Origin of the sequence: Niallia sp. FSL W8-0635, from assembly GCF_038007965.1 — a bacterium.
Taxonomy (GTDB): Bacteria; Bacillota; Bacilli; order Bacillales; family Cytobacillaceae; genus Niallia.
This window is the reverse complement of the sequence record NZ_JBBOYD010000001.1, coordinates 2,755,173-2,774,504: the sequence shown is the minus strand read 5'-3', so window position 1 is coordinate 2,774,504 and position 19,332 is coordinate 2,755,173. Positions and strand designations below refer to the sequence as shown.

20 protein-coding genes are annotated in these 19,332 nt (G+C 35.6%); 19 read left to right on the top strand and 1 reads right to left on the bottom strand.

What is annotated here, in order from left to right; all coding sequences use genetic code 11:
• Window positions 1-14: 14 nt before the first annotated feature.
• The 10 genes from hisC to NYE52_RS13315 all read left to right on the top strand — a co-directional run bounded on the left by hisC (window position 15) and on the right by NYE52_RS13315 (window position 10,513).
• Window positions 15-1,118: a histidinol-phosphate transaminase gene (gene hisC, locus NYE52_RS13360; protein ID WP_341193518.1), complete on the top strand. Its 1,104-nt coding sequence runs from the start codon at window positions 15-17 to the stop codon at window positions 1,116-1,118.
• A gap of 26 nt (window positions 1,119-1,144) precedes the next feature.
• Entirely contained in the window at window positions 1,145-2,248 is a 1,104-nt protein-coding gene (locus tag NYE52_RS13355) for a prephenate dehydrogenase (protein ID WP_341193517.1), read from the top strand.
• Window positions 2,249-2,264: 16 nt separating this feature from the next.
• Window positions 2,265-3,554: a 3-phosphoshikimate 1-carboxyvinyltransferase gene (gene aroA / locus NYE52_RS13350; protein WP_341193516.1), complete on the top strand. Its 1,290-nt coding sequence runs from the start codon at window positions 2,265-2,267 to the stop codon at window positions 3,552-3,554.
• Window positions 3,555-3,691: 137 nt separating this feature from the next.
• Complete coding sequence (locus NYE52_RS13345) at window positions 3,692-4,591, top strand: hypothetical protein (RefSeq protein ID WP_341193515.1); 900 nt, start codon at window positions 3,692-3,694, stop codon at window positions 4,589-4,591.
• Between the two features lie 24 nt (window positions 4,592-4,615).
• Window positions 4,616-5,878 carry a tetratricopeptide repeat protein gene (locus NYE52_RS13340; RefSeq protein WP_341193514.1) on the top strand — a complete coding sequence of 421 codons (1,263 nt, stop codon included), beginning with the start codon at window positions 4,616-4,618 and terminating at the stop codon, window positions 5,876-5,878.
• A 202-nt stretch (window positions 5,879-6,080) separates the two neighbouring features.
• A complete protein-coding gene (locus tag NYE52_RS13335; protein ID WP_341193513.1) occupies window positions 6,081-6,626 on the top strand; it encodes a ReoY family proteolytic degradation factor in 546 nt (181 codons plus the stop codon).
• 135 nt (window positions 6,627-6,761) lie between these two features.
• Window positions 6,762-7,334: a DUF1405 domain-containing protein gene (locus NYE52_RS13330; RefSeq protein ID WP_341193512.1), complete on the top strand. Its 573-nt coding sequence runs from the start codon at window positions 6,762-6,764 to the stop codon at window positions 7,332-7,334.
• Between the two features lie 94 nt (window positions 7,335-7,428).
• Window positions 7,429-8,241, top strand: a complete 813-nt coding sequence (gene ypjB, locus NYE52_RS13325) for a sporulation protein YpjB (protein WP_341193511.1) — start codon at window positions 7,429-7,431, stop codon at window positions 8,239-8,241.
• 60 nt (window positions 8,242-8,301) lie between these two features.
• Window positions 8,302-8,976: a zinc metallopeptidase gene (locus tag NYE52_RS13320; protein WP_341193510.1), complete on the top strand. Its 675-nt coding sequence runs from the start codon at window positions 8,302-8,304 to the stop codon at window positions 8,974-8,976.
• Between the two features lie 310 nt (window positions 8,977-9,286).
• Window positions 9,287-10,513 (top strand): MFS transporter, encoded by a 1,227-nt coding sequence (locus NYE52_RS13315; protein WP_341193509.1) that lies wholly within the window; start codon window positions 9,287-9,289, stop codon window positions 10,511-10,513.
• Window positions 10,514-10,639: 126 nt separating this feature from the next.
• On the opposite strand, the gene NYE52_RS13310 is transcribed toward NYE52_RS13315, so the two are convergent.
• Window positions 10,640-11,518: a YitT family protein gene (locus NYE52_RS13310; protein WP_341193508.1), complete on the bottom strand. Its 879-nt coding sequence runs from the start codon at window positions 11,516-11,518 to the stop codon at window positions 10,640-10,642.
• Window positions 11,519-11,760: 242 nt separating this feature from the next.
• Between NYE52_RS13310 and NYE52_RS13305 the strand changes: the two genes are divergently transcribed.
• The 9 genes from NYE52_RS13305 (at window position 11,761) to panC (ending at window position 19,326) form a co-directional block, all read left to right on the top strand.
• The gene (locus tag NYE52_RS13305) at window positions 11,761-12,090 is read left to right on the top strand and encodes a nucleotide pyrophosphohydrolase (protein WP_341193507.1); all 330 of its coding nucleotides are present in this window, start codon (window positions 11,761-11,763) and stop codon (window positions 12,088-12,090) included.
• Window positions 12,091-12,121: 31 nt separating this feature from the next.
• Window positions 12,122-12,922 carry a 4-hydroxy-tetrahydrodipicolinate reductase gene (gene dapB / locus NYE52_RS13300; RefSeq protein WP_341193506.1) on the top strand — a complete coding sequence of 267 codons (801 nt, stop codon included), beginning with the start codon at window positions 12,122-12,124 and terminating at the stop codon, window positions 12,920-12,922.
• A gap of 12 nt (window positions 12,923-12,934) precedes the next feature.
• A complete protein-coding gene (mgsA, locus tag NYE52_RS13295) occupies window positions 12,935-13,381 on the top strand; it encodes a methylglyoxal synthase (protein WP_341193505.1) in 447 nt (148 codons plus the stop codon).
• Window positions 13,326-14,081, top strand: coding sequence for a bacillithiol biosynthesis deacetylase BshB1 (bshB1, locus tag NYE52_RS13290; protein WP_341193504.1), 756 nt, complete (start codon window positions 13,326-13,328; stop codon window positions 14,079-14,081). The genes mgsA and bshB1 overlap by 56 nt, the downstream gene beginning before the upstream one ends.
• Window positions 14,078-15,232, top strand: a complete 1,155-nt coding sequence (bshA, locus tag NYE52_RS13285) for an N-acetyl-alpha-D-glucosaminyl L-malate synthase BshA (RefSeq protein ID WP_341193503.1) — start codon at window positions 14,078-14,080, stop codon at window positions 15,230-15,232. Before bshB1 ends, bshA begins: the two co-directional genes overlap by 4 nt.
• Entirely contained in the window at window positions 15,216-16,421 is a 1,206-nt protein-coding gene (locus NYE52_RS13280; protein ID WP_341193502.1) for a CCA tRNA nucleotidyltransferase, read from the top strand. The genes bshA and NYE52_RS13280 overlap by 17 nt, the downstream gene beginning before the upstream one ends.
• Window positions 16,406-17,389 (top strand): biotin--[acetyl-CoA-carboxylase] ligase, encoded by a 984-nt coding sequence (locus NYE52_RS13275; protein WP_341193501.1) that lies wholly within the window; start codon window positions 16,406-16,408, stop codon window positions 17,387-17,389. The genes NYE52_RS13280 and NYE52_RS13275 overlap by 16 nt, the downstream gene beginning before the upstream one ends.
• A gap of 240 nt (window positions 17,390-17,629) precedes the next feature.
• Window positions 17,630-18,466 (top strand): 3-methyl-2-oxobutanoate hydroxymethyltransferase, encoded by an 837-nt coding sequence (gene panB / locus NYE52_RS13270; protein ID WP_341193500.1) that lies wholly within the window; start codon window positions 17,630-17,632, stop codon window positions 18,464-18,466.
• Window positions 18,466-19,326, top strand: coding sequence for a pantoate--beta-alanine ligase (panC, locus tag NYE52_RS13265; protein WP_341193499.1), 861 nt, complete (start codon window positions 18,466-18,468; stop codon window positions 19,324-19,326). The genes panB and panC overlap by 1 nt, the downstream gene beginning before the upstream one ends.
• Window positions 19,327-19,332 lie beyond the last annotated feature (6 nt).

Here is a 19,332-nt window from a genome sequence, read left to right as displayed (position 1 = left end):
CGGGGTGAAAAATAATGAAATGGAAACAGCAACTTTTAGGTTTAAAAGCTTATCAACCAGGTAGAACCATTGAGGAAGTGAAAAAACAATTTAATTTAGAGCATATTGTAAAGCTTGCCTCTAACGAAAATCCTTTTGGAAGCTCTCCGAAAGTGTTAGAAGCATTAAAAAAAGTGGATGGCTCTTATGCTTTATATCCAGATGGCTATGCTACAAACTTACGCTATGCACTTGCTGATTTTCTAAAAGTAACACCAGAAGAGTTAGTGCTTGGAAATGGATCTGATGAAATTATTTTAATGATTTCAAGAGCCTTATTAAGACCGGGATTGAATACAGTAATGGCTAGCCATACATTTGGTCAGTATAAGCATAATGCAATTGTAGATGGTGCAGAGGTTAGAGAAGTCCCACTTACAGAAAATGCAGAACATGATTTACCTGCAATGCTTGCTGAAATAGATGATAATACAAGTGTTGTGTGGTTATGTAGTCCTAATAACCCAACTGGTACGTATATTCCTGAAAAGGATTTAGTTTCTTTCTTAGAAAAGGTTTCAGAAGATGTCTTAGTGGTATTGGATGAAGCTTATTATGAATATGTTGTTGCAGATGATTATTATGATTCTATTTCTTTGACAAGAAAATTTAGCAATCTTATTGTCTTACGGACATTTTCAAAAATATATGGACTTGCAAGTTTCCGTGTAGGTTATGGAGTTGCAAATGCTTCTCTATTAAATACACTCGATCCTATTAGAGAACCGTTTAATGTGAATACATTGGGCCAAATTGCAACAGAAGAGGCATTGAAGGATCAGGAGTTTGTTGAAGCTTGTAGACAGAAAAATAGAGAAGGTTTAGAGCTGTTATACCGTTTTTGTGAGGAAAATAACTTATCTTACTACCCGTCACAAACAAATTTTATCTTAGTAGATTTTAAAATTGATGGAAATGAAGTATTCCAGTATCTAATGAGCAAAGGATATATCGTTCGTTCAGGAGTTCCTTTGAAATTCCCTACCTCTGTTCGTATTACAATTGGTTCCAAGGAAGAGAACGAGGGGTTAATCAAAGTAATGGCCCAGTTTCTTGCTGAAAAGAAAGTCGCGAAATAATGATGCGAATAGAAGGCGGTGATAAGATGAACGGTCGCGTCTTCGTAATAGGTTTAGGACTAATAGGTGGATCGTTAGCACTATGTATAAAAAAAGAACATCCAGAAAGTATCATTTATGGATATGATATTTCTCAAGATAATTTAAAATTAGCTAAAATGTTAGGGGTTATTGATGAAATAGCAACAACGATTGAAATAGGTGCACAATCGGCTAATCTTATTATTATCTCTACTCCAGTAAAAGAAACAGAGAAAATCATTGACATACTTTCGGCGATGGAATTAAAACAAAATGTAATAATAACAGATGTTGGAAGTACAAAATCAGTTATTACGAATAAATCGCAAGTACTATTAAACAAAGGTGTCACTTTTATTGGGGGGCATCCGATGGCAGGCTCGCATAAAAGTGGAGTTTCTGCTTCAAAGGTAATTCTATTTGAAAATGCTTTTTATTTACTAACTCCTCATGAACAAATTAGTGATCAAAAGGTTCAACAGCTACTGAAATGGCTAAAAGGAACAAATGCAAAGTTCTTAATTATTTCGCCTGAGGAGCATGACTTATTGGCTGGTACCATTAGTCATATGCCTCATATAGTAGCTGCATCGTTAGTGCATCAGGCTGATCACATTAGTGAAAGACATGAGCTCGTTACTAGATTAGCTGCTGGTGGATTCCGAGATATTACTAGGATTGCATCAAGCAGTCCTTCCATGTGGCGGGACATCTTAATACATAATAAAAACGTATTAATTGAGTTATTGAATGACTGGAAACAAGAAATGGATAAAGTGCTTTCATTCATTGAAAATGAACGCGCAGAAGAGCTATATGACTATTTTTTACGAGCGAAAAATGTAAGAGACGGTTTGCCTCAATACCAAAAAGGTGCAATACCTGCTTTCTATGATTTATATGTAGATGTGCCTGACTATCCAGGGATAATTTCTGAGATTACTGGCTATTTAGCAAAAGAAAAAATAAGTATAACGAATATTCGAATAATGGAAACACGAGAAGAGATTTTTGGAATACTCGCTATCAGCTTTCAAACAGAGGAAGATAGAATAAGAGCACAGAAATGCATCGCAGCTTATTCTAATTATGATACTACGATTGGATAGAACGAAGGTGAATCTATTGGAATTAATAACACTAAAAAATAATAAACATGGGTTAAAAGGAGAAATTGCCGTACCAGGTGATAAATCGATTTCTCATCGATCGATTATGTTTGGTTCTATCGCAATAGGTAAGACAACCGTTACAAATTTTCTTTTGGGGGATGATTGTTTAAGCACAATCTCTTGTTTTCGAAAGTTAGGTGTATTAATAGAGCAAGATAACGAAAAGGTAGTTATCCATGGAAAAGGAATGGCAAAATTACAAGAACCAAACGAGATTTTGGATGTTGGAAATTCAGGTACAACGATTCGATTATTGACGGGAATATTAGCAGGTTTACATTTTCACAGTACGTTAATTGGTGACTCCTCGATTGGAAAGCGCCCGATGACAAGAGTGGTTACTCCTCTAAGAGAAATGGGTGCAAAAATTGACGGAAGGGAAGAAGGAAAGTACACTCCTTTATCCGTTCGTGGCGGGAAATTACAAAGTATTACCTATCGATTGCCTGTTGCAAGTGCACAAGTAAAATCAGCTATTTTATTTGCTGGTCTTAATGCAGATGGCACCACGAGGGTTATTGAGCCAGTAGCTACTCGGGATCACACAGAAAGAATGATTCAGCGATTCGGCGGGAAAATTAGTAGACAAGAAAATGAGATTCAATTGGAAGGTGGACAGAAGCTTTCTGGAACAGAAATACATGTTCCAGGGGATATATCATCTGCAGCCTTCTTTCTTGTAGCTGGTTGTATTGTTCCTAACAGCAGCATTACTTTAAGAAATGTTGGGCTTAATCCAACAAGAACGGGAATATTGGAGGTTTTACAAAACATGGGGGCAAGCATGGATGTACAACAAGATGCAGCTGATGCTTTTGAACCGACAGGAACAATTAAAGTGATGACAAGTAAGCTTAAAGGGACGATTATTGAAGGGGAGATAATCCCAAAATTAATTGATGAAATCCCAATTATTGCATTGTTAGCAACACAAGCAGATGGCGTTACAGTTATAAAAGATGCTCATGAATTGAAAGTAAAGGAAACCAATAGAATTGATACTGTAGTGACGGAGCTAAAAAAATTAGGTGCAGATATTCAAGCGACGGATGATGGAATGATTATCACAGGAGGAACGAAGCTTACTGGAGCGAAAGTAGATTCTCATGGAGATCATCGTATCGGAATGATGCTTGCAATTGCTTCGCAGATTTGTGAAGAAGAAATTATTCTAGAAAATGCGGATGCTATTGCGGTGTCCTATCCAGATTTCTTCGAGCATCTTAATAAATTATCTATATAATAATATATGTCGTCGATAAACATGCTATGTTTGTCGACGATTTTTTAATATAGGAAAAACGTTAAAAATCTTGATTAAAGGAATATTTGCTAGCTTTGCATCATAGCCTGTCATAAAAGAACAGGTGGTGATTTGGGATGCAATATATCATTGAAAATATACATTTATTAAAGAGGCAAAGATTAAAAAAGACATCTATATTAATTAAGGATAATCGCGTAGAATTGATTAAAGATAAATTCCACTCTTATCAATATATGCGAATGGATGGCTCTCCTTATATTATGACTCCCACCACAGTTATGCTTGATAATCAAGTAAAGCAAATTGCCTTTAATACACAGCAAAGAAATTATATAGAAGAGAACTTAATTAAAAAAGGGTGTACAACCTTTTTGTTTTATTTGGAAGTTAGTAGAGAAAAGGAATTGGCAATGCAGTTAAAGAAAAACAGGAGTCAATTGTTAAATTGTGCTATTGATTATGTGACAGCTGTAAAAATACCATTGAAATTATTAACCCCCAGTTTTGTTCGAATGTGCAAAAGAGAAAAAGTCCCAGCTTTATTTATCGAAGTCGAAGATGTGAAAGCGTTATATAAAATAGCTTGGGGCTGGATTAAAGAGGCTCTTTTTCCATATAATGCTCCTTTAGTACCGATTTTTTTATCGCAAAATGAACAAGAAAAGAAAATGGCGGAAAAAATGTGGTCAAGTTTAATGAGAGATGTTAAAATACCCTCTATTCCCCATGAACTACAGGAAGGAGCACCTATAGCCTATCCTGATTTGGTTAAAATGGGAGTTTATCCATTTAAAGGAAATGTTTATCAAGGTGGAGAAGTTACGTATAATTTATTTGCTTTCCACGAATCAATCATAAATATTGAAGAAAACGATTTGTTTCTTTATCATTATGATAGAATACAAATGACTATACACAAAGGAAACTGTATTCGAGCAGGGGATAAGGTGTTTTATCGTCCTGGGTATGGTGAATTACTAGAAGTAAAAGTACCTTCCTTCCTTACAATATAGAAGGGGATTAGAGAGGATTATTATATGGAAAGAGTTAATGAAATTATATCTTTATTAGAAGAAGGACAACAAGAGAAAGCGTTAAAATATTATCAAGATATTTTGCAATCGGGAAATAACGATGAAAGGTTTGTGCTAGGGGAGGAACTATTTCAACTAGGTTTTTTGGAAGAAGCCAAAAATCTATTTTTAGTATTATTGGAAGCATATCCGGAAGAAGGGGAATTACTTGTCCTTGTTGCGGAAGTGGAAATGGAATTAGGGAATGAGGAAATCGCAATTTCTTATTTAGAACGAATCAATCCAAAAGACCCTTCTTTCCCACAATCATTGCTGCTACTCGCTGACCTATACCAAATGGACGGTTTGTACGAGGTTAGCGAACAAAAATTAAGAGAAGCAAAAAAAATCCTGCCAGATGAAGTTATTATTGACTTTGCATTAGGGGAATTATATTCGGAACAAGGCAAAATTGCAGATGCTATTAAATCCTATCAAAAGGTATTGCCAATGGAGGAAAATATTGCAGGAGTAAATATCAATGGAAGGCTCGCAGATAATTTAAGCGCGGGTGGTGCCTTCGAAGATGCTATTCCTTATTATGAAAAAGCTTTAGAGGAAAAAATAGAGATAAATACACTCTTTAATCTTGCTTTAACGGCATCACAGGCAGGTTTATATACGATTGCTATTAATCGATTTGAAGAGGTAAAAGCTTTGGATTCTTCCTATCATTCCCTCTATTTGTATTTGGCTCGAGCGTATGAGCATGAAGAGATGCTTGAGGATGCGTATAATACTGTTGTAGAAGGAATAAAACAAGATGAATATAATAAAGATTTATACCTATACGGTGGGAAATTAGCTTTAAAACGTGGAGACGAACAAAAGGCTGAGGAGCATTTTAGAGAAGCGCTAGCAATAGATCCTGAATTTACAGAAGCGGTACTTTTATTAAATAAATTATTCTTAACTCAAGATCGATTTGAAGATGTCTTAGAGTTAATTGAGATGATGGATAAGCAAGAAATGGAAGAGCCTAAATTAAATTGGGATGCGGCTAAAGCATTTCATGGAATTGAAAAATATTCAGAGGCATTAAACAAATATCAATTAGCATATACTTTCTTTAAAGAACTTCCAGATTTTCTATATGATTATGGATATTTTCTTTTAGAAGAAGGAAAAAGAAGGGATGCTGCCGAAATTTTTAATATGCTATTACAAACAGACCCAAGTAATGAAGAGTATATTGAAATCTTGCAACGCCTAACAGATAACGAGTAATGAGTTGGATGAAAGTACTTTGAAATGGTGTTTAAAAAAGCTTATTGCCCGCAATGGAATTCAACAGGCTTTATGAAAAGAACAAAACAAAAAGTTAAAGGCTTAATTAGCATTTTAAGAATTGTCATTTCCTTTAGGAGCGATGCAGGTAAAACAGGTTGGATAATAAAAATTTGTTGCAAGCAGAGGAGGGAATTACAAAATGAAAACCCCTGTATCTGTCAACGAAAAAAAAGACTTCATTCGTTGGTTTTTGAATCACTATCAATTGAAGAGACGGGAATGTGTTTGGATTTTAAATTATTTAATGAGTCATGATCAATTGATGGAAAAAGTCCATTTTGTTGAAAACGCAGAAAAATGCCCAAGAGGGTTAATAATGTCCACGCATTGTGTTGATGAAGTACCTTTTAGATTTTATAAAGAAAATGTGATGACTACAGATGCAGAAAAGTCTTTTCATGATATTCGACTTAATAGAGATGAAGATATTTACATTCAACTGAATTTTTATGCTTCTAATCAAGTTCATCAATATGCAGCTGTACTAGTAGAAAATCCATTTATGCCGAAAAAGCTACAAATAACCGAAAAAGATAAAATGATTGCGGAACAATTTTTAGTAAGTAGTATAGAGAAATTTCAAAAAGAAAAACTTCTCCACTTAATTGATGAAGCATTAGATAATGGAGATAAAGCCATGTTTAATACTTTGACAAATCAATTAAAGTACTTCCAAAATAAATAATACTTTGTTTTCCCGTAAAGCCTTAAAACTTTACGGGATTTATTTTTGTAGAAATACTTATGTTTATAGAGATTTACCTATACCTGATAAACTATGATAAAATAGGACAATAAGTATAGAAAAGGGGAAAATGATGTGAGAAGTGTTTATATGATATTAAGCAATCGCTCGTTTTTAGGACTTTTGCTCCTTATTAATATATTTGGAACTGCTTATGGGTATTATTGGTACAGGTTTCAATTAGCAGAGACACCGACGAAATTTCTGATCTTTGTACCTGATAGTCCAACAGCAAGCCTTTTTTTTGTGTTTGTGTTAATTGCTTTCTTATGGAAGAAGAATTGGCCATTAATGGAAGCACTAGCACTTGTAACATTATTTAAATATGGAATATGGGCAGTAGTTATGAATTTTCTTGTTTATTTTGAAACAGGAACAATTGGGATAGACTCTTGGATGCTCATTTTTTCACATGGGGCTATGGCGATTCAAGGGTTGTTATACATTCCTTTTTATCGTTTTAAATGGATTCATATCCTGCTTGTAGCTATTTGGACTTTACATAATGATGTTATTGACTATGTGTTTAAAATGATGCCTAGATATAGTATGTTAGACCAATATATGGAAAATATCGGTTACTTTACTTTTTGGCTAAGTATTTTAAGTCTATTCATTGCATACTATGCCTATAAAAAAAGCAATTAATTACTATGGAAGATTCACTAGAATTCCTATTTTTATAGTCTAACCTTGTCCAACTCATCATACATTTTTAATAGTAGATAGAGGAGGGACAAGAATGAGGGCTAAATTGGTTATGTTGTTAATGATATTGATTTTACTTTTGCCTATCTCTTTTTCTGTATATGCAGACCAAAAATCGCCTGCTAAAGAATTAGATGAACTAGATACACTTTCAGATGAAGTATTGCAGCTTGTACGTTCAGAACGGTATGAGGATGCTAAAAAAATTCTCGATTATTTTTCGAATCAGTTTACTTCCGTAACGGTAAATGGAAATCCTTTTACAGTTGATGAACGGAGAATTTTAACTGGTACACATGATGAAGCAGTAGAAGCAATAACTAATTCATCGATAAATAATGACGAACGAATAAATTCTGTTACGAAATTTCGATTGGCGGTTGATGCGGTTTCGTCAGGGGAACAACCGTTGTGGACACAGATGGAAGAGCCTGTTATGACTACGTATCGAGAAATGAAGGATGCAATTATTTCGGAGGATAAAGAAAGATTTAATGAGAAGCTAGATTCTTTTTTATCGTTATATCAAATTATTTATCCCAGTCTCAAGCTTGATGTATCAACAACACAATTTCAAGAACTGAATTCCCTTGTTGAATTTATGAACACGTATCGTTTGCAGGTTTTTAACCAAAAAGGGGATCAAGAAGAAGTAACGCAATTAGAAGCAGAGTTACAAGATGTATTTAATCAATTATATGAAGATGAAGCAGATCCTTCCTTATGGTGGGTGATCATTTCAACAGGAAGTATCATTATCCTTACTTTATCGTATGTAGGTTGGCGTAAATACCTTGGTGATAAAGCGGAGAAAAGGCAGGCGAGACAAAAAAGGGATAATATTTGACTTTGGTGTTTTTCCTGCTTACAATAAAAATATACTACAAGATGAAATAGGGGGAAAAACATGATTTTTATATATTTTATACTAATAATTCTCATACCTATTTGGGCACAAATGAAGGTGAAAAGCGCATATAAAAAATATTCAAAGGTAGCTTCTTCCTCACAAATGTCCGGTAGAGAGGTAGCGAGAAGAATATTAGATTCTAATGGGCTGTATGATGTATCTGTCGAAGAAACGAGAGGGGTATTATCTGACCATTATGATCCCCGCTCTAAGGTTGTTCGCTTATCTACTGATAATTATCATGGTCATTCCGTTGCTGCAGCAGCTATTGCAGCACACGAAGTAGGTCATGCGATGCAAGATCAAGAGGAATATTCATTCTTACGTTTTAGATCTGCATTAGTACCTGTTGCTAGCTTTGGAAGTAACGCATCTTGGATTTTTATTCTGATTGGGATGTTTACACAACTTTCAGGATTGCTTTTATTAGGTATCATTTTAATGGCTGCCGGTGTATTGTTCCAGTTTGTTACACTTCCAGTAGAATTTAATGCATCTAACCGTGCAATGGATCAGGTAGTTTCATTAGGGATTATTAGAAACGAGGAAGAGAGAGAAACGAAGAAAGTTTTGGATGCAGCAGCTCTTACCTATGTGGCTGCAGCAGCAGTGGCGGTTCTCGAATTAGTTCGTTTAATTTTAATCTATACAGGTATGTCAAGAGACGAATAGATATAATAGAACGATGTGAAAAGGGATTATCCTTTTGCATCGTTTTTTATTGAATTATTTTATATTTTGATTTTTCTAAAAATATAGAATCGAAACAAACTTAGGTGTATAATAGACAATGCCATTTACATAAAGGAAAACTTCCGTTATTGGTGTTTAAACTCATACGCTCCATTGAAGGTTAGTGGAACGAAGGCCCTTTAAGACAATGGAGCTTACCATTCTGAAATTCTTCCAAGGAAGAGTCGAGAGTTTACTTGACGTCTTAGAGGGGGGGAGAATTGAATAACTTTTAGAAAGAAGGGTTTATTTGCAAACAGCTGAATATGCACAAGGAAAAAAGCAACAGGAGTTGACGGTTTATCGGATCTTATTTGCGATAAGCTTGGGGCATTTCTTAAATGATTGTATGCAATCTGTTGTACCTGCTTTATTTCCGGTTATCCAAAAGTCGATGGAATTAAATTATACTCAAATCGGATGGATTGCCTTTACGCTGAATATTACTTCATCTATTTTACAGCCGGTATTTGGTGTGCTTGCAGATAAAAAGCCTGCACCTTATTTATTGCCGATTGCGATGTTTTCAAGCTTAATCGGGATGCTTGGCCTGTCGCTTGCACCTAATTTTTATCTGGTCTTATTATCAGTTTTATTTATCGGATTTGGCTCAGCGATTTTTCATCCAGAAGGTTCACGTGTTTCTTATATGGCAGCTGGACCGAAAAGAGGGCTTGCACAATCCATTTATCAAGTAGGTGGTAATGCGGGGCAGTCTTTAGCTCCAGTATTTACAGCTTTTATCTTTGTACGTACAGGGCAATTCGGAACAATTTGGTTTACCATTTTAGCGACTCTAGGCATGATCGTTTTGTTTCAAGTTTCGACTTGGTATAAGAAAGAGCTTTATAGTAGAAATCCACAAAAGAAACAACAAGCTAAGCGCGAATTTGTAGTGAATAAAGAAATCATTGTTGCGATATGTTTATTAATTTTTCTAGTATTTGCTCGCTCCTGGTATGGGGCAGGGATCAGTAATTTTCTCCATTTTTATTTAATTGATAAATTTGGTCTAAGTATTGAAAATGCCCAAATATTTGTATTTGTATTTTTACTTGCTGGTGTAATAGGAACTTTTCTTGGGGGGCCATTGGCTGATCGTTTTGGGAAAAGAACTATTCTTTTATTCTCTTTAGTTGGTTCTGCACCATTCGCTTTACTTCTACCTCATATGCCATTTTGGCTAATTGGACCTTTGTTATTTATTATCGGATTTATTTTACAGTCCAGCTTTAGTGTGACTGTTGTTTATGCTCAAGAGCTTCTTCCGGGAATGATTGGTCTTGTGTCTGGTTTAATTGTAGGGTTGGCATTTGGAATGGGGGCACTTGGTGGAGTAATCTTTGGTGTTATAGGAGATGCATTTAGTTTACAGGTAATCATGATTATTTGTAGCATGCTGCCTTTACTTGGAATATTAACCTATTTGCTACCAAGTGATAAACGAGTTAGTGAAATTCATTCTACTTTAAAGTAAGCCTTATTTTAAAGCTGATAATAACTGATTCATGTTTTAACGTATAAGCTCTATTTAAAAAAATGTATTTCCTATTGCATAATCTTAGAAAAGAAATGCGAAAGAGGAAATACATTTTTTTAGGGTTTATTTCTCGAGAGGCTGTTTATATTCATCCAAAGTAAAGCCTTCTCCCATTACGTCATGAACGACACTAACGGAAACAAATGCGTGTGGATCGATGCTTGTGATGATACTTTTTAAGCGAACAATTTCTGTTTTCGCTACGACACAATATAGTACTTCTCGATCTTGCTTTGTAAAAGACCCATGTCCTTTTAATACGGTCACACCACGGTCCATCTCACTCATAATTTTATTGGCGATTTCTGTATTTAAGTCAGAAATAATCATTGCTCCTCTTGCAGCATATGCCCCTTCTTGAAGAAAATCAATAACCCTTGTCCCAACAAAAACGGCTACTAATGTATACATCGCTTCTCTGTATGATAAATAGGTCAAAAGGGAAAGGGCAATGACACAGAAGTCGAACACGAACATTGTTTTTCCCATGCTCCAGCCATAATATTTAAAGCCTAATCTAGCGATAATATCTACTCCACCTGTTGTACCACCATAACGAAAGATTATTCCTAATCCTACACCTATAAATGTTCCTGCAAACAATGCAGCTAATGTTAAATCTTCAGTGAGCGGTATATCTAACTGGATTCTTGGAAGCTGGAAAAACCACAGAAAAATAGAAACAGCTACGGTTCCAATTATGGTATAAATAAACACATTCTTCCCTAATAGCTTCCACCCGATCAGAAATAAGGGAATATTAAGTAGTAGGTTGGTAATGGAAGGATCCCAATTCCATAATGCGTATAATAGAAGGGTTATACCGGTGAAACCACCTTCAGCTAGATTATTTTGCATATTAAAATGAACAATTCCAAAGGAAAAAATGGCAGATCCTAATAGAATAAATAAGACATTTTTAATTTTAATACCTTTAAACATGAACTCAGCCTACTTTCTCTATGTACAGATTACATTGCTATTAGCGTATCCATTATATCGAATCACATGCAGATGGGCAATCGAGGAAGTAATATCGGAGGAAAACGGCTGAGAATAACGAAAAAAAGTTGTGGCAATTGTTAAATCTAGTCGATTCTTCGTTAAAAATATTTGTAAAAATGGTGTAGATTAGCTAACATGGAATTGGATAAGATTACTTATTGATGTAAGAGGTGTCTATATTGAAACAAGAAAAAACAGTTCAAGATATACAAAGAGAAGTAGATGAATACATTGGACAATTTAAAGAAGGCTATTTTAGTCCGTTAGCGATGCTTGCTCGTCTTACTGAAGAGTTAGGGGAATTAGCTCGAGAAGTAAATCATTATTATGGAGAGAAGCCAAAAAAAGAAACAGAAACGGAAAAGGAAATTACCGACGAGATAGGTGATATGCTGTTCGTATTGACTTGTCTTGCGAATTCTCTAAATATTGATTTGGAGGAAGCGCATAATCGCGTCATGCATAAATTTAATACACGTGATAAAGACCGATGGACAAGAAAAGACTAAAGAAAATTCATAATAGATAGGAGATCATACATTGAATAAAGTAAAAATCGTAATAGCGGGACCAAGAGGCAGAATGGGAAAAGAAGCCGTTTATTTAATGGGAAGAACGGAGCAATTTGAGCTTGTGGCTGTTTTAGATCATAAAAAGGAAGGGAAAAGCTTAAAAGAGTTGGAAGGCTTTTCGTCTTATGATGTCCCAATTTATACTGACATTGAAGCTTGCTTAAAAACAGAAAAGCCAGATGTACTGATTGATTTGACAACACCTGAATTTGGTATGCATCATGCGAAAACAGCTTTAAGCTATGGAGTGAGACCTGTAGTGGGAACAACAGGCTTTACGAAAGAAAATTTAGCTGAATTAGAAAGCTTGTGTGAAGAGATGGACCGAGGTTGTATCATCGCTCCAAACTTTGCGTTGGGTGCGGTTTTAATGATGAAATTTTCTCAAATGGCAGCACGATATTTTGCTGATGTTGAGATTATGGAAATGCACCATGACCAAAAGCTAGATGCTCCATCAGGAACCGCTGTAAAAACGGCAGAACTTATTGCAGAAGTACGAGAAAGCAAAAAACAAGGTCATCCCGAAGAAAAGGAAACAATTCAAGGTGCAAGAGGAGCTGACTTTGATGGTATGCGAATCCATTCTACTAGGTTACCAGGTTTAATTGCTCATCAACAAGTAATGTTCGGAGCAGAAGGAGAATCTTTAACAATTAGACATGATTCCTATAATCGTACATCATTTATGTCAGGAGTTAAATTTGCAGTAGAAGAGGTATTAAAAGTTAATGTATTGATATATGGCTTAGAAAATATTATGGAGTAGGAGTGAATAAGGATGAACATTGCATTAATTGCTCATGATAAAAAGAAAAAGGATATGGTAGCTTTTGTTGTTGCATATAAAAAGATATTTGCAAAGCATACTTTGTATGCAACAGGAACAACAGGTGCAAGAATTCAAGAAGCAACAGGACTAGATGTGCATCGTTTTCATTCAGGACCGCTCGGTGGAGATCAAGAAATAGGCTCGTACATTGCCAATAATGATATGGATATGGTGTTTTTCTTTAGAGATCCGTTAACAGCACAGCCTCATGAACCAGATGTTACAGCATTAATCCGCTTATGTGATGTTTATTCTGTTCCTCTCGCAACAAATATGGGAACCGGAGAAGTATTAATTAGAGGACTAGAGCAAGGCGATATAGATTGGAGAAAAATAGTTCATGGAAAGACAGAACCTGTGGCGAAAAAACTTACAGAAAAACTCGAAGGTGAATAATATAGATATACTTGCTTTTGGCGCACATGCTGATGATGTTGAAATAGGCATGGGTGCAACAATAGCTAAATATGCTGCATTAGGAAAAAAAATAGTCATTTGTGATTTGACAGAAAGTAATCTTTCCTCAAATGGAACGGTTGCAAGGCGTAAACAAGAAGCTAAAGAGGCAGGTCGAGTATTGGGAATTGTCGATAGAATAACATTACAATTTCCTGATAGAGGGTTATATGTGGAGGAGCAAGCTATTCAAAAGGTTGTAGCGGTAATTCGATCATACAAACCAAAGTTAGTTTTCTCCCCTTATTGGGAAGATAGACATCCTGATCATGGGAACTGTACAAAAATCGTGAAAGAAGCCGTCTTTTCAGCAGGTATTCGAAATTATCATGCTAATAACACAGAGCCACATAAGGTTCAAAATGTATACTATTACATGATAAATGGTTTTCATAAACCAGATTTTGTCATTGATACAAGTGATTTTATGAAGCGAAAAGAAGCCAGTTTAAATTGTTATCAAAGTCAATTTGTAAAAGCGGAAGACAGTGTAGACACCCCGTTAACAAATGGCTATATTGATACAATCGAAGCGAGAGAAAAACTTTTTGGAAAAGAAGTTGGCGTCCTTTATGCGGAAGGCTTTATAAAATCCAAGCCAATATTATTAAATCAAGATTTATTAGGTGGAGACATATGAAAAAATTAAAAATTGGCATTACCTGCTATCCAACTGTGGGTGGTTCAGGTGTAATTGCAACAGAATTAGGGAAGATGCTAGCGGAAAGAGGACATGAAATTCACTTTATCTCCTCAAGCATTCCTTTTCGATTAAATAAAATGTATCCTAATATTTATTATCATCAAGTAGAAGTGAATCAATATGCGGTTTTTCAATATCCACCATATGATTTAGCACTAAGTAGTAAAATGGCAGAAGTAATTAATCGAGAAGAATTAGACTTGCTTCATGTTCACTATGCAATTCCTCACGCTGTTTGTGCTATTTTGGCGAAACAAATGAGTAATAGGGATGTAAAGATAGTAACAACGCTACATGGCACAGATATAACAGTATTAGGGTATGATCCGTCTCTGGCATCAGGCATTCGATTCGGGATTGAAAAATCAGACCTAGTAACAGCTGTTTCGAATTCTTTAATAGCTCAGACACATGAAGTAATTGAACCAAATAAAGAAATAATTCCTGTTTATAATTTCATTGACGAAAGAGTGTATCGAAAGGTAGACGCAAGCCATTTGAAAAAGGAATTTGCTATATTAAATGATGAAAAGGTTGTTATACACGTATCTAATTTTAGAGCTGTGAAAAGGGTAACGGATGTTGTAAAAGCATTTAAACGAATAGCTGATCATATTCCATCAAGACTACTGCTTGTAGGAGATGGTCCTGAAATGTCTAAAGTAACGAAATTAGTGGATGAACTTCAATTAAAGGAGAAAGTACTGTTTCTTGGAAAACAAGAAAATCTTGAGGAACTCTATTCTTTAAGTGATTTAATGCTGCTTCTTTCGGAAAAAGAAAGTTTCGGTCTTGTAGCTTTAGAGGCGATGGCATGTGGAGTACCGGTTATAGGTACAAATGTCGGTGGTATTCCAGAAGTAATCGTTCCAAATGAGACTGGCTATATTTGCGAACTTGGTGATGTAGATGATATTGCTAAACACTCAGTAAATCTTTTAACAGATGATAAGAAGCATGCTCAATTCTCGCAAAACTCCATTTCGAGAGTACAAGATTATTTCCGAGCAGATATTATTGTTGATCAATATGAGGAGATTTACAAATCAATCTTAGAAACTGGTGGAACGAATGATCAAGGCTTTTAAAGATGCAATTCCCATTCTCGAAAAAATGGAGGATGCGGGTTTCGAAGCATATTTTGTTGGAGGCGCAGTTCGAGATTATTTATTAGAAAAACCAATTAATGATATAGACATTGCTACCTCAGCAACACCGGAAGAAGTCAAAGCTATATTTCCTCATACCATAGATGTTGGCATTGCTCACGGAACAGTAATGGTGGTTTGGAACCATTATACATATGAAATAACAACCTTTCGAACAGAATCAACCTATGTAGATTATCGAAGACCAGAACAAGTATTTTTTGTACGGGAATTAAAAGAGGACTTAATGCGTCGAGATTTTACGATAAATGCAATGGCAATGGATAAAAAAGGTCACATTATTGATTATTTTCAAAGTCAAAATGCTTTAAGCAAAAAAGAAATTAAAACAGTTGGTAATCCAAATGAACGCTTTCAGGAGGATGCTTTAAGAATCATGCGAGGGATTCGCTTTGTGAGTACCTTGGGCTTTCAGTTAGAGGACGAGACCTTAAAAGGTATTGTCGACAATAAGCATCTTCTTTCTAAAATAGCAGTAGAGAGAGTTACAATGGAATTTGAAAAACTTTTACAAGGGCAATGGTGTTCAGATGCGCTCGTTATTTTACTGGCAACAAAAATGCATTTATATTTACCAATGCTCGAATCTGCTGAAAAAGGAATTTCTAAGCTAGCGGAAATACCGCTATTTAAGCTTACATTAACCGAAAAATGGATAGTGCTGCTATTGTGTATTGGAATCAAGGATAAACAGCATATCGAAGTATTCTTGCGGTCTTGGAAGCTATCGGTTAAGCAAATAAAGAATACCCAAAAAATAATCTATTGGATATTAGAAAGAGAAAAAGCAACATGTTGGTCTGATCAAATGCTTTATTTTGCTACGTTATCAGTGGCAATTAGTGCGGAGAAAGTATATCAGCTTCTTTGGAATCAGGAAAATAATCCAATAATCTCTACATTAGAAGAGCAGTATATAAAGCTACCGATTAAATCAAAGGAAGAGCTTGTGATTGGTGGGAACGATCTTTTACACTGGACGAATAAACAAGCTGGACCGTGGATAAAAGAAATACTTTCCCTTGTTGAAACAAAGGTAGTGGAACGGATAATTCCCAATGATAAGCAATTAATTAAGGAGTGGCTAATAGAATGTCATCAGATATAAGAAAAGGATTAATTGAAGCTTTTACCAATAACCCGAATCAGTATGTATCTGGTGAATCGCTTGCTGACCTTTTAGGGTGTTCCCGTACAGCAATTTGGAAGCATATCGAAGCACTAAGACAAGATGGTTTTATCTTAGAAGCTGTTCGTAAAAAAGGCTATCGTATTATTAGCTCACCAGAGAAAATTGTGCCAGATAATATTTTATTTGGATTAAATACTTCATTTATTGGCAGAAATATTCATTTTGAAGAAACGGTTGAATCTACCCAAAACATCGCGCAAAAGCTTGCTTTAGAAGGCGCAGCAGAAGGTACGTTAGTTGTAGCAGAAGAGCAGCTAGGTGGGAGAGGCCGATTAGAAAGAAAATGGCAATCTCCTAAATATAAAGGAATATGGATGAGCCTTATTCTAAAGCCCTCTATTCCTATAATGAAAACGCCGCAGTTAACGTTGCTTACAGCTGTTGCGGTTGTACAGGGGATTCAGGAAGCTACTGGAGTACAAGCAGATATTAAATGGCCGAATGATTTATTAGTGAACGGTAAAAAATTAACGGGAATATTAACAGAAATGCAAGCAGATAGCGATCGAATCCACTCATTAATTATTGGGATTGGGATTAATGTTAATCAGCAGCTTGAAGATTTTCCGGAAGAACTGAAGGCGAGTGCTACTTCTATTTACCTTGAAACAAATAAAAGCTGGGATCGAGCAAAGATTATTCAAGAAATTATGAAGCAAATAGAAAAATTATATTTGCTTTACTTAGAAAAAGGCTTTTATCCTATTAAATTATTATGGGAAAGCTACTCGATTAGTTTAGGGAACAAGGTAACGGCAAATACGTTAAATGGAAGTGTTTTTGGTCTTGCAAAAGGAATTACAGACGATGGTGTTTTGCTTTTGGAAGATGAGGAAGGTGTCGTCCATTCTATCTATTCTGCGGATATTTTAATGGAAACGTAAATTGCCCATAGTCATCCTAAATAGGTTTTGTTATAATGCTTTTGTCGGGCAGTATCTTAATGAACTGCACCAATTTATTTTAAAGTGCATGAACCATAATTTAATCTGCCTAGATCCATAAATGGACAAGGACAGAGGGATGAGATGAAAATCGAAACATAAAAAACAATCCTTCTATGCTTTGTAGAAGGTTTTTTTCGTTTTAAGCCGTTCCCTCTTCCTATTAAGGAGGAAAAAAGAGTGAAAACTACAACAGATTTTATCAAAATGAAGCAGAAGGCTGAGAAGATTACGATGATTACAGCATATGATTATCCTTCTGCTAAATCAGTGGAACAAGCAGGTACCGATTTAATATTGGTAGGGGATTCCTTAGGCATGGTGGTGCTTGGTTACGAATCAACAGTGCCAGTAACAATGGAGGATATGATTCATCATGGAAAAGCGGTAAAACGTGGTGCAAAGGATACGTTTATCGTAATTGATATGCCGTTTATGAGCTACCATTTATCAAGTCGTGACACCCTTCTTCATGCAACTCGCTTAATCCAAGAGACTGGGGCGAACGCTGTGAAAGTAGAGGGAGCGGATGAGGTTATCGAGCAAATAAAATTACTAACAAATGCAGGAATACCTGTAATGGCACATTTAGGCTTAACACCTCAATCAGTGGGTGTATTAGGTGGATATAAAGTACAAGGGAAAAGTTCGGAAGAAGCGAAACTTCTTGTTGAAAACGCATTAAAATGCCAAGCGGCAGGTGCATTTGCTGTTGTATTAGAATGTGTTCCGATGCAAGTCGCAAAAGAAGTAAGTGATAGATTAGCCATCCCGACAATTGGCATTGGGGCAGGAAGTGATACAGATGGCCAAGTTCTTGTTTATCATGATATTATCACGTACGGAGTGGATCGTGTTGCAAAATTTGTTAAGCAATATGCGAATGTGAACGAAGCGATATCTCTTGCGTTAGATCAATATATTTCTGAAGTAAGGATTGGAGCATTTCCTGAAATAAAACATAGTTTTCAGATGAAAGCAGATGAAGTGAAAAGTTTGTATGGAGGAAAAAGCTAATGAAAATAGTATCTAATCCACAGCAATTACAGGAAATATCGACTCGACTAAGAAAGGATCAACTAACTATTGGCTTTGTTCCAACGATGGGCTATCTTCATGAAGGACATCGAGCATTGCTAAAAGAGGCGAGAGAGCAAAATGAAATTGTTATTATGAGCATATTCGTTAATCCACTTCAATTTGGACCAAATGAAGATTTAGAATCCTATCCAAGAGACTTTGAGCGCGATAAACAGGTTGCAATTGAAGAAGAGGTAGATTATTTATTCCATCCTACTGTTGAAGAAATGTACCCTGAACAAATGTCTGTTACGGTAAAAGTGGGGCGACGTACGAATTGTTTATGTGGTCGTTCAAGGCCTGGACATTTTGACGGGGTCGCTACGGTTCTAACGAAACTGTTTCATTTAGTACAGCCAACAAATGTGTATTTTGGCAAGAAAGATGCCCAACAAGTGGCAGTAGTGGATGGGTTAATTCAAGACTTTCATTTTCCTATTAATCTAGTTGATGTTAATACTGTAAGAGAAGAGGATGGTTTAGCGAAGAGCTCTAGAAATATTCGCCTGACGCCAACAGAAAGACAAGAAGCTGGTATTCTCTATAAATCCTTAAGCCTAGCAAGAGCTGAATTAATAAAAGGGCAAGATAATTTGGAATTATTGAAGAAACAAGTGATGGACTTAATAGAAAGGGAATCAAGTGGAAAGGTTGACTACTTTGAGATACTTACCTATCCCCGATTAGAGATGGTAAAGGAGTTAACAGGAGAAATTATTATTGCGACTGCAGTCCAATTTGGTAAGGCAAGATTAATTGATAATATTATCTTTGAGTTAGAAAATACGCCTAGATAAGCATAT